Consider the following 16,191-nt stretch of genomic DNA (forward strand, 5'->3'; position numbering starts at 1 on the left):
CTGAGAAAGTAGCCCCATGTCTTCATCGCCGCCCGCCCCTTCCGTATCGGCGCCGATACGTCCACGGCTGCTACTCCTTGACTGCCTTCGGCTCGCAGCGGCATTCAGCGTCGTTGCGTACCACTACACAGCAGTTTTCGGGTCTCTTTTTTGGGGCGCTCCTTCGCGGGATGTCTTTCCTACACTTTCGGTGGCAACTGCTTATGGGGCGCTGGGGGTCCAACTCTTCTTCATCATCAGCGGCTTCGTCATCCTTATGTCCGCCTACGGTCGAACCGTGGGACAGTTCGCGGCGTCCCGGATCTCGCGGCTGTTCCCCGCCTATTGGGCCGCCGTCATCCTCGCTGCACTTCTCCTGCTGGTAATAAGCCCGGGCGAGATGAACAAGATCACATGGACTGACGCGGTGGTGAACCTGACCATGCTGCAGCAGTCGATCGGCGTGAAGTCTCTGGACGGCGTCTTTTGGACCCTCTGGGTCGAGTTGCTGTTCTATGTGACGATCGCATTCTTCCTCTGGCGTGGCATGACGCAGCGCAGAGTTCTCGCGTTCATCTTTCTCTGGCCTTTGCTGGGGATGCTGTCTATCCAGTCCGAGGCAGGCATGCTGAAGACACTGCTCATCCCCGAATACTCACCCCTTTTCGCCCTTGGAATGGGCCTGTACCTCATCCACGCCCACGGGCACGACATCGTCCGGTGGCTGGCCGTAGCCGTGAATGTCGTGCTTGCCTGCCACCAAACAGCGAATACCTTCCTGCCGGGTATGTCGCAAAGTACTGGCCGCGAACTTTCGCCTGGAGTCACCTGGCTGCTGATCCTGTGCTTCGCGGCTGTTGTCGCTCTGATCACAACGACACCACTACGCCACACCGGGTGGACATGGATGAGCATGGCAGGATCACTGACCTACCCCTTGTACCTAGTGCACGAGATGTGGGGCTGGTGGATCATCAGAAGCCTGCACGAGGCCATAGGCACGTGGCCCTCCGTAGCCGTCGCCACAGCTGCCTCACTCCTCATGGCCTGGCTGATTCACAGGCTGATCGAGCGCCGCTTTGCCTCGAGATTGAAGAAAGCCTTGCTGAGGAGTCTGGCACCAGGATCGCATGCTGCCGAGAGCCCGGCGAGGCAGCCGGACGCTGCACCCGTGATGGCTTCTCTCTAACACGAAGGCGGTTAAGTGGATGGGTTGACCGATACGCCGGGTTCTGTGCTCCCGCCCCGTTGCCGGTGCGGGAGTAGCGGCCATCCATCTACGAACGCCGTTGCCGGCGCCCTCCAGCGGCCTACCCGGGCACTCGGGCGAGCAGCCCTCAAACGTACCCTGTCTGGCCTTGCTCCGGGTGGGGTTTACCTAGCCTTCCCGGTCACCCGGGAAGCTGGTGGTCTCTTACACCACCGTTTCACCCTTACCTGTTTCGTGCCGCTTTCAAACCGGCGCGACCCAGGCGGTCTGTTTTCTGTGGCACTGGCCTGCGGGTTACCCCGAGTGGGCGTTACCCACCACCCTGCTCTGCGGAGCCCGGACGTTCCTCGAGCCACTTGCGTGACGCGCGGCCGCCTGGTCAACCCATCCGGGTCCAGTCTACCGGCGCCGAACCGCTTTCCCTCGGCCGGTAGGATCGGACGGTGCTGATTCTGCTTCCCCCCTCTGAAGGCAAGACACCCGCGGTCCGTGGATCCGCCGTCGACTGGCCTTCCCTGGCCTTCCCGCAGCTGAACCCCTACCGGGCAAAAGTGCTGGACGCGCTGGGTACCGTGAGTGCACATGAGGACGCCCTCGCCCTGCTGGGGGTTGGGGCATCCCTGCAGGACGACGTCGACCGCAACACCCGGCTCCACGCTGAACCGGCGGCTCCGGCGCACCAGATTTACTCAGGGGTGCTCTACGACGCCCTGGGCTACAGGACACTTACTGCCGGCCAGCGCCGCAAGGCGGATGAGTCAGTCCTCGTCATTTCAGCGCTTTGGGGTGCCATCCGGTTCGGCGACAGTGTGCCCGCGTACCGCCTGTCCATGGGGACGGCGCTGCCCGACGTCGGACGGCTCGCCTCATTCTGGAAACCGCAACTGGCAGATGCCCTGGCCGCTGCCGTTTCCGGGCACCTGCTGGTGGACTGCCGGTCCAGCACCTATGCGGCCGCATGGGCGCCGCCGGCCGTCCAGACAGTCACCGTGAACGTCTTCACCGAGGTCAACGGGGTGCGGAAGGTTGTCAGCCACTTTGCGAAGCACACCCGCGGTGAGCTGGCACGGCATCTCCTGGCCCGGCGGGGCAAGGCACCGGAGTCGCCCGAGCAGCTGCTGAAGGCCAGCCGTGAAAAGTGGGAGGCCGAACTCGTGGCGGGTTCGGCACGGAAGCCGCACGCGCTGAACATCATCCTGCCGGGCTGATTCGCCCGCCACTCCCCAACTAAGTAGCGCTAAGTGTCGTTATGACGCTCCGAAACGACACCTGGCGCTACCCAGTCGGGTCAGGCCCACTCTTCCGAGCGCACCAGGATGGCGCCAGAGTCCGGGCAGAACACGATGTCATCCGCGGCCGCAGCCTTGATCTCGGCGAGGTCGCCGGGGCTCAATTTCATTCCCGATGCCTCGGATGTTCCGTGGAACAGCCTCGCGGCGCCTACTCCCCGCTTCGCCAGGGTTTTTTCATACACGGTCAGCATTCCGCCGTCGAGGGCGGCGGCAAACTCTGCACGCTGGCTGCGGAGCCCGCTGGCTTCCGCCTCCACTTCGGCCAGGGCTGCGTCAAGCTCGGCCCGGATGCTGCCGAAGGATCCCTGGATGTCGTCCACAATCCCCTGCTGCTGAGCCTGCTTGGCCCGGAGCGAATCGAGCCGTTCCATGACCTCGAGCTCCACGTCCTCCAGGTCAGAGCGCCTCTTGTTCAGGGAGGCGATGTCCTTCTGCAGGGCAACAAGGTCCTTGGACAGCCCGGTTCCGCTGTTCAGCCTTGCCTCATCCCGCTCGATACGGGAGGCAACCTGCTCCACGTCCGCCTCGGCGCGCTTCAGTTCGGCTTCGGCATCGTGCACGGCCACCTTCGCGGCGCCCAGCTCGCCGTTGGCGACGGACAGGGCGGCTTCGAGATCCTTGATCCTGGGATCGTTCTCCAGCGAGCGGCGGCGGTTGGCGAGAGACTTCAGCCTGGCGTCCAGCCCCTGCAGCTCAAGCAACTTCAACTGTTCCGCCGGTGCTGCCTTCGCCACTGTTACCTCCGCTGTATCACTTCCGGCCGGAGCCGGGCACCTGAACGGCGCTTCCTAGACTCTAGCGCCTGGCCTGCTCCCCTGCCTCTCCCTAGGTCAGGCTCAGCCCGGCGTCAGGATGAAGTCCCAGGGATCGCTGTTGGTGGTGCTGACCCGGATCTCAACGTCGTGTCCCTGGTCGGCGAGGACGTTGCCCAGCGCTGCGGCGGCTGCCGGCAGCCAAAGCCACTCGCTGGCGAAGTGGGACACGTCCACCAGGTAGGGCCTGCCGTTCAGCGCCGCTTCGCGGGCTTCGGACGCCGGGTGGTGGCGAAGGTCAGCAGTGACATAGACGTCTGCATTGCTGGCGCGCACCTCGTTGAACAGGGAATCGCCGGCACCGCCGCAGACGGCAATCCGCCGCACCAGGCCGTCCTTGTCCCCGGAGACGCGCACTCCCCCCGCCACGGAGGGCAGTACGCCAAAGACACGCGCTGCGAAATCACCAAGGGTCATGGCATCGGCCAAGTCGCCTACGCGCCCGATTCCCTCTTCCGGGAGGCCGTTGGCTGCCACAGTGAGCGGGGCGACGTCCTGCAGGCCCAAGGCGTCGGCGAGCACGTCGGACACGCCCCCGACGGCGGAATCACCGTTGGTGTGAACGGTCAGGAGGGCCGTGCCCGACTCAATAAGCCGGTGCACCGCCCGGCCCTTGGGGGTGGTGGCGGCGACTGTGGTGACACCCTTCAGGAGCAGCGGATGATGCGTGATCAGCAGGTCTGCGTCCCATTCCACCGCCTCCTTAATAACCTCGAGCGTGGGATCGACAGCAAACATCACCCGGGTCACCGGAGCGGAGGGGTGCCCTGCCACCAGCCCGACCTCGTCCCAGTTCTCGGCCAGGGACTCCGGCCACAGTTCCTCCACTGCCAGGAGCAGCTCACCCAGGGTGGGCGCCTCCGGCTGGCCGGCTGTTGCCTCCTCGCCGGAAGGGGCGTCGCCGTCGTGATGTTCCTGGCCGGTAACGTCTGTGTCCACAGGTTCCATAGTCTTAGTTTTACCCCATCACGCCGCCGAGACCCCATGTTGGAAGCGGCGCTTCAAAATGGCCGGGGAATCATCCGGAGCCGCCAACCATTGAAGAGGTCATGAAAACTTTTGTTTTAGGCGGAGGCTGCTTCTGGTGCCTCGACGCCGTCTACCAGCAGACTAAGGGCGTCACCTCGGTGGTGTCCGGCTACACCGGGGGCCACGATCCCCACCCGGACTACTACTCGGTCTGCAATGGCACCACCGGCCACGCCGAGGTGGTGGCGGTGACCTTTGACGAGGACGTGATTCCGGCGGAGGTCATCCTGGACATGTTCTTCGCCCTGCACGATCCCACAACGCTCAACCGGCAGGGGTACGACGTCGGCACCCAGTACCGCTCGTCCATGTTCTACGAGACCACGGAGGAGAAGATCCTGTTCGAGGAAGCCATCGAACGGAACCAGACCTTGTGGGCGAACCCCATCGTGACCGAGGTCAGCCGGCTCCCCTGGTTTTACGTGGCTGAAGAATTCCACCAGAACTACTACGCCAAGCATCCGGAGCAGGGGTACTGCCAGGTGATCATCAACCCCAAGCTCGCCAAGGCCAGGAAATATTACTCTGCGTGGCTTAACGCTTAGCGGGCGTTACGCGGCCTCGTTAGGCTGACCTCAGTATTTCACCCCTGACGAGATAGGCGTATGTACATGGCACGGATCTATGACGATGTAACACAGCTGGTGGGCGGCACGCCGCTGGTCAGGCTCAACCGGCTCAGCGAGGGGCTGGAAGCCACTGTGGCCGTCAAGCTCGAGTTCTACAACCCGGCCAACAGCGTCAAGGACCGCATCGGTGTGGCCATCGTCGATGCAGCAGAGAAGTCAGGCGCGCTCAAGCCCGGCGGGACCATCGTTGAAGGCACCTCCGGCAACACCGGCATCGCCCTGGCCATGGTTGGTGCTGCCCGCGGCTACAAGGTCATCCTGACCATGCCTGAGACCATGTCCACCGAGCGCCGGGTCATGCTGCGCGCCTTCGGGGCCGAGATCGTCCTGACGCCGGGCTCCGAGGGTATGCGCGGCGCCGTGGAAAAGGCCCAGGAGATTGTGGCCAACACCGAGAACTCCATCTGGGCCCAGCAGTTCGCCAACGAGGCAAACCCCGAAATCCACCGCAGCACCACCGCCGAAGAAATCTGGGCTGACACTGACGGTGCCGTGGACATATTCGTCGCAGGCGTGGGCACCGGCGGCACTGTCACCGGTGTTGGCCAGGTCCTGAAGGAACGCAAGCCCGACGTCCAGATTGTGGCCGTGGAGCCCAAGGACTCCGCGATCCTCAACGGCGGCGCACCCGGCCCGCACAAGATCCAGGGCATCGGGGCAAACTTCGTTCCCGAAATCCTGGACACCAACGTCTACGACGAAGTCCTGGATGCCACGCTGGAGGACTCTGTCCGCGTAGCCCGCGAGCTCGGCGTCAAAGAAGGCATCCTGGGCGGCATCTCCTCCGGCGCCATCGTCTGGGGCGCCCTGGAACTGGCAAAGCGCCCGGAAAACGCGGGCAAGCTGATCGTGGCCGTAGTCTGCGACTTCGGCGAGCGTTACATCTCCACGGTGCTCTATGACGACATCCGGGGCTGATTAGAACCGCCAGCCGCCCGTTTCCTGTAGAAAGAACTTTGTGGGCTTTTTCGCAAGACTAAAGGAAGACCTCGACGCCGCCCGGTCCCACGACCCGGCGGCTCGAGGCTCTTTCGAGAACTTTTTCGCTTATTCCGGCCTGCACGCCATCTGGATCCACCGCCTGACGCACCGCCTCTGGCAGAACCCGGCCCTGCGCTTCCCGGCGCGGCTGGTCTCCCAGCTGGGCAGGTTCATGACCGGCATCGAGATCCACCCCGGCGCCACGATCGGCCGCCGGTTCTTCATCGACCACGGCATGGGCGTGGTGATCGGTGAAACTGCGGAAATCGGTGAGGACGTGATGATGTACCACGGCGTCACGCTCGGCGGCCGCTCCCTGGCCAGAATCAAACGACATCCCACCATCGGGGACCGTGTGACCATTGGCGCCGGCGCCAAGATCCTCGGACCAATCACCATCGGCCGCGACAGTGCGGTAGGCGCCAACGCGGTGGTGGTGAAGGACGCGCCGCCGGAATCGATCGTCACCGGCGTTCCTGCCAAATGGCGCCACCGGGACGCGCAGCGGGAGACCAAGCCCGCCGTGGACCCCGCGGAATACGAGATCGAATACCATCTCTGACGCTCACCGCGCGTTGACGCCCTGCTGACCTGAACAAATGGCCCGCAGCTCCTGGTTTGTTCCTGGAGCTACGGGCCATTCGGCGTTCTGCGGAACTAGTGGGTGTCCACTGCCTCAATCTCGGACTTGTCCTCGCCCCAGAGGGTGTGGAACGTGCCTTCCGCATCTACGCGCCCGTAAGTGTGGGCACCGAAGAGATCGCGCTGGCCCTGGATCAGGGCGGCAGCAACGCGTTTGCGGCGCAGGCCGTCGTAGTAGGCAAGCGACGAGGAGAACACCGGCACCGGGATACCCAGCTGGACGGCGGTGGCAACAACGCGGCGCCAAGCCGGAACAGCCTCGGCGATGGCCTTGGTGAAGGCCGGTGCAAACAGCAGGTTGGCGGGCTTCTCGTCGGCTGCGTAAGCCTTGGTGATGTCCTTGAGCAGCTCGGCACGGATAATGCAGCCGGCGCGCCACAGGGAGGCGATTTCGTCCAGCTTCAGGTCCCAGCCGTATTCCTTGGCAGCGGACGTCAGCATGTCCATGCCCTGGGCATAGGAAACCAGCTTGGAGGCGTACAGTGCCTGGCGGACGTCCTCGACGAACGTCTCCGGAATTTCCACCGAAGCCTCGTTGCCGGCCAGGAGCTCCTGGCCCAGCTTCCGCTGGCCTGCCTGTGACGACAGGGCCCGGGCGAACACGGATTCGGCGATGCCGGAGACCGGGGAGCCCAGTTCCAATGCGGAGATGACTGTCCAGCGGCCGGTGCCCTTCTGGCCGGCGGCGTCCACCACCACGTCCACGAACGGCTTGCCGGTCTTGGCGTCAACGTGCCCCAGGACCTCTGCCGAGATTTCGATCAGGAAGGAGGAGAGCTCGCCCTTGTTCCACTCGGAGAAGATCTTGGACTGCTCGGCAGGCTCGATGCCCGCACCGGAGCGCAGCAGGTCGAACGCTTCGCCGATGACCTGCATGTCGGCGTACTCGATGCCGTTGTGGACCATCTTCACAAAGTGGCCGGCGCCGTCGGTTCCCACCCAGGCGCAGCACGGTTCGCCGTCAACCTTGGCGGAGATCTTTTCCAGCAGCGGTCCGAGGGCCTTGTAGGACTCCTTGGAACCGCCGGGCATGATGGAGGGGCCGTTGAGTGCGCCTTCCTCGCCGCCGGACACGCCGACGCCCACGAAGTGCAGGTCCTTCTTGGCCAGCGCGGCTTCACGGCGGCGGGTGTCCTCGTAGTGGGAGTTGCCGGCGTCGATGATGATGTCGCCGGCTTCCAGCAGCGGTTCGAGCTGCTCGATGACGGAGTCAACGGGCTTGCCCGCCTTCACCATGATCAGGACCCGGCGGGGCTTTTCCAGGGAGTCCACCAGCTCCTGCAGGGTCTCGGTCCGGACGAAGTCGCCGTCCGAGCCGTGCTTCGCCAGCAGGGCGTCAGTCTTTTCCACCGACCTGTTGTGCAGCGCGACCGTGAAACCGTTCCGCGCGAGGTTGCGGGCCAGGTTGGCTCCCATCACCGCAAGGCCGGTGACACCGATGTGTGCAGACATCAAAACTCCAATTCATACTGTGCGTTGGATGTGCAGCGGCTCCCTTTCCGCGGAAGCACGGTTGCAGACCGAGGGTCTGAATAAAGCATATATATTCATCCGGTCACAGGAAAGTAACGCCCACCTATTGGAACCTTTTGTGTCGTTCCCCGTCCAGGGCGAAAGGCAATCGGAGCACGGGCCCGCACTAGGCTTAGCAGCATGACCACCAGCTTGCACCACCGTGCCATCGAGAATTTGGGCACCCGCATCGTCTCGGGCAGCCTGCCGGCTGGCCACGTAATGCTGGCGGAGCAGCTGGAGGATGAGTTGAAGGTGTCCCGGTCGGTCATCCGCGAGGCCGTCCGCGTGTTGCAGTCCCTGGGCCTGGTGGAAACGACCAAGCGGGTCGGCATCCGGGTCCTCCCGCCGAGCCGCTGGAACCCGTTCGACCCGCAGGTCATCCGCTGGCGCCTGGCCAGCGACGCGCGTGGCGCCCAGCTGCGCTCACTCGCAGAGCTGCGTGCCGCCGTCGAGCCGGCAGCGGCGGAACTGGCGGCCGAGAACGCCCCCGCCCCGCTGCGGCTTGAACTCGTGGACGTCGCCTACGCAATGCGCGACGCCGGACACAACGGTGAGGTGCCCCGCTTCCTGGAGCTGGACATCCAGTTCCACTCCCTGCTGCTCTCCGGCTCGGGCAACGAGATGTTCGCCAACCTGATGGGACAGGTGGCCGAGACCCTGACGGGGCGCACCGTCCACGGCCTGATGCCCGATCACCCGCACGAGGCCGCCCTCCAGTGGCACGTCGACGTTGCAGAGGCGATTGCCCGGGGAGATGCCCCGGCGGCACGTGATGCCTCGGACCGGATCATGCGCCGGACCATGTCCCAGATGTCGGATACCTGGACCGAACAACCCCGCGTCTTCATTCCCGTCCACCGCTAGGGCGGAACGCTGCAACAGGCGTTACGTCCAGGCCGGACCTGTTCCGGTTCGGCCGCAGGAGAACACCTCCGACACGCAATGCTGACAACTTCTTGTTTCGGGGACTTCACGGTATATTCATCTCAGGCCCTCCACCGCGGCATCCCCCAATAGTCGCGGTGGAGGGTTTTCCAATGCCCAGGTGCGCCCGGGACCGCATATCAGGCGGCGTCCGCAACTGCTTCGCGCAGGCGCCACCCGCCGCCCACGCCGTCCCTTTCCAGCAGCATGGTGGTCAACGCGGAGGCGCTGTTCCCACCGAGCCTCACCTGTACCTGCAGGACCTCGACGTCCACCCGGCTGAGGCCCTTCGGCATCCTTCGGTTGACTTCCCACCAGTTGACCCGCTCGAACCAGCGGACCGGTTCGGCACCCACAGTCCATTCCCGGCCGTTGCTGACCAGCGCCGTCGGCCTTCCATTGATTCCCGTCCGCACCATCACGTGTTCCATACCTGCAAACTACGGCGGGGCACCGACAATTGGACCGCAACGAAAAAACCCTGTTCCTTCCGCCTCGAGGGCGGAAACAACAGGGTTTCCTTGTGGGTCCTACCGGGATCGAACCGATGACATCCACGGTGTAAACGTGGCGCTCTACCAGCTGAGCTAAAGACCCATTGTGCTGAATCCGGCGCCTAAGCGCCGCAACCAACGAACATAGACTCTACCGGACGCAGGCCGGGAAACGCGAATCGGCGCCGCCAGCGCCCCTGACGCCGCCAGCCCCTACAGGGGAGGAAGCTCAGCGGCGAGCCACGCCAGGGATTCGCTGATGCCCGCATCGAGCTTTATTGTGGCTTTGTCGTCGCCGCGGGTCTCCCCACGGTTGATGATGATCACCGGTTTCCCGTCCTTGGCCGCATGCCTGACGAAGCGCAGCCCGCTCATCACGGTCAGTGATGATCCGGCCACTACCAGCGCGCCGGCATCGTCCACTATCCGGTAGGAGCGTTCAACCCGCTCTTTGGGCACATTCTCGCCGAAGTACACAAAGTCCGGCTTAAGTGTTCCGCCGCAGGCAGGGCAGACAGCGACCACGAAGCTGCTGATCAACGCCTGGTCCTCCACTGTCGCGTCTGCATCCGGTGCTATCTCCACCAGGCCCGATTCCGCTGCCCCCGACAGGAAGTCCGGGTTCAGCTCCTCAAGCACTCCGGCCAAGAGGCGCCGGGAGTAGGTACGCCGGCATTGGAGGCAAACCACCTGGTCATACCTTCCATGCAGGTCAACCACATTGACACTGCCCGCGTCCTCGTGGAGCCGGTCAACGTTCTGCGTGATCAGGCCGGTAAGGTAGCCGCGCCGTTCAAGTTCGGCAGCGGCGTGGTGGCCCTGATTCGGGTCAGCATGCCGAAGATGCGACCAGCCGATATGGTTTCGCGCCCAGTAGCGCTGACGGTTGGCCTCGTCCTTAATGAACTCCTGGTACGTCATGGGAGAACGCGGAGGCGAGCCCGGTCCGCGGTAGTCCGGGATGCCTGAATCGGTACTCAGCCCGGCACCTGTCAGCAGGGCAAAGGGATTCCCGGCGAGGACCCCTCGAATCCGCAGCAGAGCGTCAAGATCCCCAGGCGAAGGCAGGGCGGCAGCCACGGGCGGCATGCTGGCGAAGCCTGTCAGGCCAACACCCGCCCGCCGCTGTTCCATGGCCGCTCAGGCCTGCCCCAGGCCAGCCAATGCGGTGCGGTATTCCTGAAGGTCCCGGGCCTGGCCGCGCGGGTTCACTACCGAGTAGCGGACGTATCCGCCGGCATCAATAATGAACGTGCCTCGCTTCGCCATGCCGCTGTCCGCGTCGAAGACGCCGTAGGCGCTGGCGACGCCGCCGTGGGGCCAGAAGTCGGCCAGCAGGTCGAAGCTGTAGCCTTCCTGCGCGGCGTATGCCCGCAGGCTGAATTTGCTGTCGACGGAGATGGCCAGGACCCGGGCATTCGCGTCCTCGAACATCGCCAGGTTGTCCCGTATCTCGCACAGCTCCCCCGTGCAGATGCCCGAAAAAGCGAACGGATAGAACACCAGGACCACGTTCTGGCCCCGTAAGGATGACAGCCGGACGGGTTCGCCAAACTGGTTGGCGAGTTCAAAGTCAGGCGCCGTCCCGCCGACAGCGGGAACAGCTGAAGTGGCAGCGTCAAGCGCTGCCGTCACTTGTTCTTCCTCATCACCAGGCGGGCTGCGCTCCAGTCCTTCGAGACGCCTGCCGAGGTTGTGACATGCAGGCCGGCCGTCGGGGCAGCTTCCTGGATGTCAGCCGGTGAAACATAGCCGGCCCTGCCGGACTTCGGGGTCAGGACCCAGACGACGCCGTTTTCGCTGAGGGTAGTCAGCGAATCCATCAGGCTGTCCACCAGGTCACCGTCGCCGTCGCGCCACCAGAAGATCACGGCGTCAGCCACTTCATGGTCGTCCTCATCCAGCAGCTCTGAGCCCGTGAGGTCTTCAATATCGTCACGTAAGTCGAAATCGACGTCGTCGTCGTAACCGAACTCCTGAATCAGATCCCCGTTCTTGAAACCCAATTTTTCCGCCACATTTACCGAAGTGGCGGCGTCGGCCTCGCTCACGTGTTCCTCCAATGCCTCATATATGCAGTGTGCATAGTGATTTCCATTACTCCCAGCCAACACCCTTTGTGCCTGCGCTTCAAGCTGACGCCCCCGGATGCCGCATATTCTGCGTCACACCTGGTGTGGCCAGCCCGCCCGCAGCGGCTTTTCGTCACACAACCAGTATGACGGCGAAATACAACCGAGCCGCCCAAGCCGCGGCTACGCATCGTGTTGCGGACAGAGTTAGAGTGGCAGGTGACAACTATGCCTGCGGGGCAACAACCCTGTAACTCCAATGCAGACGTAGGAATGCTAGGACCCTGCCCGGCACACATGACCGGGCTGTTGTAACCGATACGTCGCACACGGCGTATATACGCCGGGCGGTCACCCTGCCCGGCCTGAGTGCGCCATCAATGCGCGCAAAGAGAGGTTGGACGTGGCTGCAGGAGAAGATACCTCCCATATCCTCAGCGGGTTGACTAACCAGCTGCCTGATCGTGATCCGGAAGAGACCGCCGAGTGGGTTGAGTCCCTGGATTCGTTGATCAGGGAACAGGGTACCGAGCGTGCCCAATACATCATGCGGAGCCTGCTGCAGCGTGCCGGTGCGCAGAGCGTCGGGGTGCCGATGGTGACCACCACCGATTACGTGAACACCATCCCGGTGGACCAGGAAGCTGCGTTCCCGGGCAACGAGGAGTTCGAGCGCCGGTACCGGGCGTACATGCGGTGGAACGCCGCGGTGATGGTGCACCGGTCCCAGCGGCCCAACATCGGCGTGGGCGGGCACATTTCCACCTACGCCGGGGCCGCGACCCTGTACGAGGTGGGCTTTAACCACTTCTTCCGCGGCAAGGACCACCCCGGCGGCGGGGACCAGGTCTTCTTCCAGGGCCACGCCTCCCCCGGCATGTACGCGAGGGCGTTTATGGAAGGCCGGCTTTCCGAGGAGGACCTGGACGGGTTCCGGCAGGAAAAGTCCCGGGCCGGCCACGCCCTGTCCTCCTACCCGCACCCGCGCCTGATGCCCGCATTCTGGGAATTCCCGACGGTGTCGATGGGGATCGGGCCGATGAACGCGATCTACCAGGCCCAGTCCAACCGGTACCTGCACAACCGGGGCCTGAAAGACACCTCGGACCAGCAGGTCTGGGCGTTCCTGGGCGACGGCGAAATGGACGAGCCCGAATCCCGCGGCCTGCTCCAGCTCGCCGCGAACGAGAACCTGGACAACCTGAACTTCGTGATCAACTGCAACCTCCAGCGCCTGGACGGCCCGGTGCGCGGCAACGGCAAAATCATGCAGGAACTCGAAGCGTTCTTCCGCGGCGCGGGCTGGAACGTGATCAAGGTCGTCTGGGGCCGGGAATGGGATGACCTCCTCACCCGCGACACCGACGGGTCCCTGGTGAAGATCATGAACGAAACCCCCGACGGGGACTACCAGACCTACAAGGCCGAATCCGGCGGGTTCGTCCGCGAACACTTCTTCGGCAAAGACCCCCGGACCAAGGACCTCGTCGCAGACCTGAGCGATGACCAGATCTGGAACCTCAAACGCGGCGGCCACGACTACCGCAAGGTCTACGCCGCGTACAAGGCCGCCACCGAATTCAAGGGCAAACCCACCGTCATCCTCGCCAAAACCGTCAAAGGCTACGGACTCGGACCCCACTTCGAGGGCCGCAACGCGACCCACCAAATGAAAAAACTCACCCTGGACGACCTGAAGAAGTTCCGCGACCACCTGCGGATCCCCGTCACGGACGAACAGCTAGAAAAAGACCCGTACCAGCCCCCGTACTACCACCCCGGCACGGACGCCCCGGAAATCCAGTACATGATGGAGCGCCGCGCCGCCCTGGGCGGGTCGGTCCCGGAACGCCGGTCCAAGCACGCCGAGATCACCTTGCCGGACGCGAAGTCCTACGAGGTGGCCAAGCGCGGTTCGGGCAAGCAGCAGGCCGCCACCACCATGGCCTTTGTGCGCCTGCTCAAGGACCTGATGCGGGACAAGGACTTCGGCAAGCACATTGCCCCGATCATCCCGGATGAAGCGCGCACGTTCGGCATGGACGCCTTCTTCCCGACCGCGAAGATCTACAACCCCAAGGGCCAGAACTACCTGTCCGTGGACCGGGACCTGGTCCTGGCCTACAAGGAATCCCCTGCAGGGCAGTTGATCCACCCCGGGATCAACGAGGCTGGCGCCGTGGCAGCGTTCACTGCCGCCGGAACCGCGTACGCCACCCACGGCGTGCCCCTGGTCCCGGTCTACGTGTTCTACTCCATGTTCGGCTTCCAGCGCACCGGCGACGCCTTTTGGGCAGCAGCAGACCAAATGGCCCGCGGCTTCATCATCGGCGCCACCGCAGGACGGACCACCCTCACCGGCGAAGGGCTCCAGCACGCCGACGGGCACTCCCCCCTGCTCGCCTCCACCAACCCCGCAGTGGTCACCTACGACCCCGCCTACGGCTACGAAATGGGCCACATCATCCGCGACGGCCTCGAACGCATGTACGGGCCCAACTCGGACGACCGGAACCTCATGTACTACCTCACGGTATACAACGAGCCCATCACCCAGCCGGCTGAGCCGGAGGAACTGGACGTTGAAGGCGTGCTCAAGGGCATCTACCTGCTCGCCCCGGCAAAGATCGACGGTCCCCGGACCCAGATCCTGGCCTCCGGCGTGTCGGTGCCCTGGGCGCTCGAGGCCCAGCAGCTCCTCGCCGACGACTGGGGCGTCTCAGCCGATGTCTGGTCCGTCACGTCCTGGAACGAACTGCGCCGCGACGGCCTCGCCGCCGAAGAGGAAGCCTTCCTCAACCCCGGCGAACCCGCCCGCGTCCCCTTCGTCACCCGGCAACTCGAAGGAGCCACCGGCCCCATCGTCGCCGTCTCGGACTACATGAAAGCCGTCCCCGACCAGATCCGCCAGTTCGTCCCCAACGAATTCGCCACCCTCGGCGCCGACGGCTTCGGCTTCTCCGACACCCGCGCCGCAGCCCGCCGCTTCTTCAAGATCGACGTCCACTCCATCGTGGTCCGATCACTGGAGATGCTGGCCCGCCGCGGTGAGGTTGATCAGCAGGCACCTGCCAAGGCGATCGACAAGTACCGGCTGCACAACGTCAATGCAGGCTCCACCGGCAACGCCGGGGGCGAGTCCTAGGACACGCAGCTAACCTGCGGCGATCCTGCGGAGGTACTTGGCGGCGGCTCCCACCGAAAGGCGGGGGCCGCCGTCGTCCGTTGTGCGGCACGAATCCTCTGTGACGCACAACCAACCGGATTGTAGCCTTTGCACAAATGGAGCTTGCCGGGCAGTGGCCGTATGCTCAAAGAATGCCAGCACCAGCCGCCCCGTCCGCCAAGCGCAAACCGTCCACGCCGAGGGTTACGCCGGAGAAGTCCGAAACCCTCAAGAAGCTGCGGGCGAACGTGGGCCAGCTGTCCACCACCACGATGCGGGAGCTGGAAAAATCCCTGCCCTGGTACAGCCGGCTCAGCTCGGATGAACGTTCCGCCCTTGGCATGGTGGCCCAGAACGGCATCGCAGCGTTTGTGACCTGGTATGAACGCCCCAGTTCTCCGTCCTGGATCCTCACCGACGTCTTCGGGACAGCGCCAACGGAACTGACCCGGTCCATCAGCCTGCAGAAGGCGCTGCAGCTGATCAGGATCGTGGTGGAGGTGGTGGAGGACCAGGTGCCGGTCATCGCCCCGGAGGCTGACCAGCCGTCCCTTCGCGAGGCCGTCCTCCGCTACTCCCGCGAGGTGGCCTTCGCCGCCGCCGACGTTTATGCGCGGGCCGCCGAGTCACGCGGTTCCTGGGACACCCGCCTGGAAGCGCTGATCGTGGACGCCATCCTTCGCGGTGAAAACACTGACGCCCTGCGCTCCAGGATCGCTGCCCTGGGCTGGAAAGCGCAGGAACGCTTCACCGTGATGGTGGGCAACTCCCCCTCCGAGCCCAGCGCCAGCTACGTCAGCGAACTCCGGCGGATGGCAGGCCGCTACGCCGAGGACGCCCTCGTGGGCATCCAGGGCGATCGCCTGATCCTGATCCTGGGCGGCGTTTCGGACCGGGAAACGGCCTACGTAAAGCTCAGCGACATGTTTGCCCCCGGTCCCGTGGTGTACGGGCCCGAAGCCGGCTCGCTGCTGGAGGCCAGCAGCTCGGCGCAATCCGCCTTCGCCGGCCTGACCGCAGCCAGGGCCTGGCCCTCCGCGCCCCGGCCCGTTTCCGCCGACGACCTGCTGCCCGAGCGCGTGATCTCCGGAGACGAGGCCGCCCGCCGCTCGCTGGTCAAGAACATTTACCGCCCGCTCCTGGCCGCGTCCAACGGGCTGGTGGAAACCCTCGGGACCTACCTGGAACTCGGCCATTCCCTTGAGGCCACGGCCCGCGAACTCTTTGTCCACGCCAACACCGTCAGGTACCGGCTGAAGCGGGTTTGCGACGTCACCGGCTGGGATCCGCTCCTCCCGAGAGAGGCCTTTGTCCTCCAGGCGGCGCTTGTGGTGGGCCGTCTTTCCGCCCCGCCCAAAGCCCCCGTCGAGCGCCACCCGTCGCGGAACCAGCCCTGAGGCGTTGTAGACTTCCTACAACCTGACCCCGTGAGCTTGGTGCGGACAA

General features: G+C 64.5%; 15 protein-coding genes, 1 tRNA gene and 1 other RNA gene. 8 read left to right on the forward strand and 9 right to left on the reverse strand.

The window, feature by feature from the left end; translation table 11 throughout:
- Positions 1-16 precede the first annotated feature (16 nt).
- Positions 17-1,168 carry an acyltransferase family protein gene (locus M1D93_RS11280; protein ID WP_461171645.1) on the forward strand — a complete coding sequence of 384 codons (1,152 nt, stop codon included), beginning with the start codon at positions 17-19 and terminating at the stop codon, positions 1,166-1,168.
- Between the two features lie 16 nt (positions 1,169-1,184).
- Here the strand turns inward: M1D93_RS11280 and rnpB are convergent.
- Positions 1,185-1,576, reverse strand: an RNA gene (gene rnpB / locus M1D93_RS11285) — RNase P RNA component class A.
- A 56-nt stretch (positions 1,577-1,632) separates the two neighbouring features.
- On the opposite strand from rnpB, the gene M1D93_RS11290 reads away from it, so the two are divergent.
- The gene (locus tag M1D93_RS11290) at positions 1,633-2,397 is read left to right on the forward strand and encodes a YaaA family protein (RefSeq protein WP_461171646.1); all 765 of its coding nucleotides are present in this window, start codon (positions 1,633-1,635) and stop codon (positions 2,395-2,397) included.
- Positions 2,398-2,477: 80 nt separating this feature from the next.
- Here the strand turns inward: M1D93_RS11290 and M1D93_RS11295 are convergent, their stop codons facing one another.
- Together M1D93_RS11295 and M1D93_RS11300 are read right to left on the reverse strand one after the other, a co-directional pair.
- On the reverse strand, positions 2,478-3,215 hold the full coding sequence (locus tag M1D93_RS11295) for a zinc ribbon domain-containing protein (protein WP_461171647.1): 738 nt from the start codon (positions 3,213-3,215) through the stop codon (positions 2,478-2,480).
- A gap of 102 nt (positions 3,216-3,317) precedes the next feature.
- Complete coding sequence (locus tag M1D93_RS11300; protein WP_461171648.1) at positions 3,318-4,241, reverse strand: Nif3-like dinuclear metal center hexameric protein; 924 nt, start codon at positions 4,239-4,241, stop codon at positions 3,318-3,320.
- A 101-nt stretch (positions 4,242-4,342) separates the two neighbouring features.
- Here M1D93_RS11300 and msrA point away from each other — a divergent pair, with 101 nt between their 5' ends.
- From msrA to epsC, 3 genes are all read left to right on the forward strand, one after another.
- Positions 4,343-4,867, forward strand: a complete 525-nt coding sequence (msrA, locus tag M1D93_RS11305) for a peptide-methionine (S)-S-oxide reductase MsrA (RefSeq protein WP_461171649.1) — start codon at positions 4,343-4,345, stop codon at positions 4,865-4,867.
- A gap of 66 nt (positions 4,868-4,933) precedes the next feature.
- The gene (gene cysK / locus M1D93_RS11310) at positions 4,934-5,869 is read left to right on the forward strand and encodes a cysteine synthase A (RefSeq protein WP_461171650.1); all 936 of its coding nucleotides are present in this window, start codon (positions 4,934-4,936) and stop codon (positions 5,867-5,869) included.
- A gap of 40 nt (positions 5,870-5,909) precedes the next feature.
- On the forward strand, positions 5,910-6,494 hold the full coding sequence (gene epsC / locus M1D93_RS11315; RefSeq protein ID WP_461171651.1) for a serine O-acetyltransferase EpsC: 585 nt from the start codon (positions 5,910-5,912) through the stop codon (positions 6,492-6,494).
- A gap of 95 nt (positions 6,495-6,589) precedes the next feature.
- On the opposite strand, the gene gndA is transcribed toward epsC, so the two are convergent.
- Positions 6,590-8,026 (reverse strand): NADP-dependent phosphogluconate dehydrogenase, encoded by a 1,437-nt coding sequence (gene gndA, locus M1D93_RS11320; RefSeq protein ID WP_461171652.1) that lies wholly within the window; start codon positions 8,024-8,026, stop codon positions 6,590-6,592.
- A 201-nt stretch (positions 8,027-8,227) separates the two neighbouring features.
- On the opposite strand from gndA, the gene M1D93_RS11325 reads away from it, so the two are divergent.
- The gene (locus M1D93_RS11325; RefSeq protein WP_461171653.1) at positions 8,228-8,953 is read left to right on the forward strand and encodes a FadR/GntR family transcriptional regulator; all 726 of its coding nucleotides are present in this window, start codon (positions 8,228-8,230) and stop codon (positions 8,951-8,953) included.
- 200 nt (positions 8,954-9,153) lie between these two features.
- Here M1D93_RS11325 and M1D93_RS11330 read toward each other — a convergent pair whose 3' ends face one another.
- From M1D93_RS11330 to M1D93_RS11350, 5 genes are all read right to left on the reverse strand, one after another.
- Positions 9,154-9,444, reverse strand: a complete 291-nt coding sequence (locus M1D93_RS11330; RefSeq protein WP_461171654.1) for a hypothetical protein — start codon at positions 9,442-9,444, stop codon at positions 9,154-9,156.
- A 93-nt stretch (positions 9,445-9,537) separates the two neighbouring features.
- Positions 9,538-9,610 (reverse strand) — tRNA-Val (locus tag M1D93_RS11335).
- Positions 9,611-9,720: 110 nt separating this feature from the next.
- Complete coding sequence (locus tag M1D93_RS11340; protein ID WP_461171655.1) at positions 9,721-10,641, reverse strand: NAD-dependent protein deacetylase; 921 nt, start codon at positions 10,639-10,641, stop codon at positions 9,721-9,723.
- Between the two features lie 6 nt (positions 10,642-10,647).
- Positions 10,648-11,142 (reverse strand): peroxiredoxin, encoded by a 495-nt coding sequence (locus tag M1D93_RS11345; RefSeq protein ID WP_461171656.1) that lies wholly within the window; start codon positions 11,140-11,142, stop codon positions 10,648-10,650.
- Positions 11,139-11,558, reverse strand: coding sequence for a DUF3052 domain-containing protein (locus tag M1D93_RS11350; RefSeq protein WP_163162713.1), 420 nt, complete (start codon positions 11,556-11,558; stop codon positions 11,139-11,141). The genes M1D93_RS11345 and M1D93_RS11350 overlap by 4 nt, the downstream gene beginning before the upstream one ends.
- 424 nt (positions 11,559-11,982) lie before the next feature.
- Between M1D93_RS11350 and aceE the strand changes: the two genes are divergently transcribed.
- Positions 11,983-14,724, forward strand: coding sequence for a pyruvate dehydrogenase (acetyl-transferring), homodimeric type (gene aceE / locus M1D93_RS11355; RefSeq protein ID WP_461171657.1), 2,742 nt, complete (start codon positions 11,983-11,985; stop codon positions 14,722-14,724).
- Between the two features lie 173 nt (positions 14,725-14,897).
- Positions 14,898-16,142: a PucR family transcriptional regulator gene (locus M1D93_RS11360; RefSeq protein WP_461171658.1), complete on the forward strand. Its 1,245-nt coding sequence runs from the start codon at positions 14,898-14,900 to the stop codon at positions 16,140-16,142.
- The last annotated feature ends 49 nt before the right edge of the window (positions 16,143-16,191 follow it).

The organism is Arthrobacter sp. Z1-9 (genome assembly GCF_054792695.1).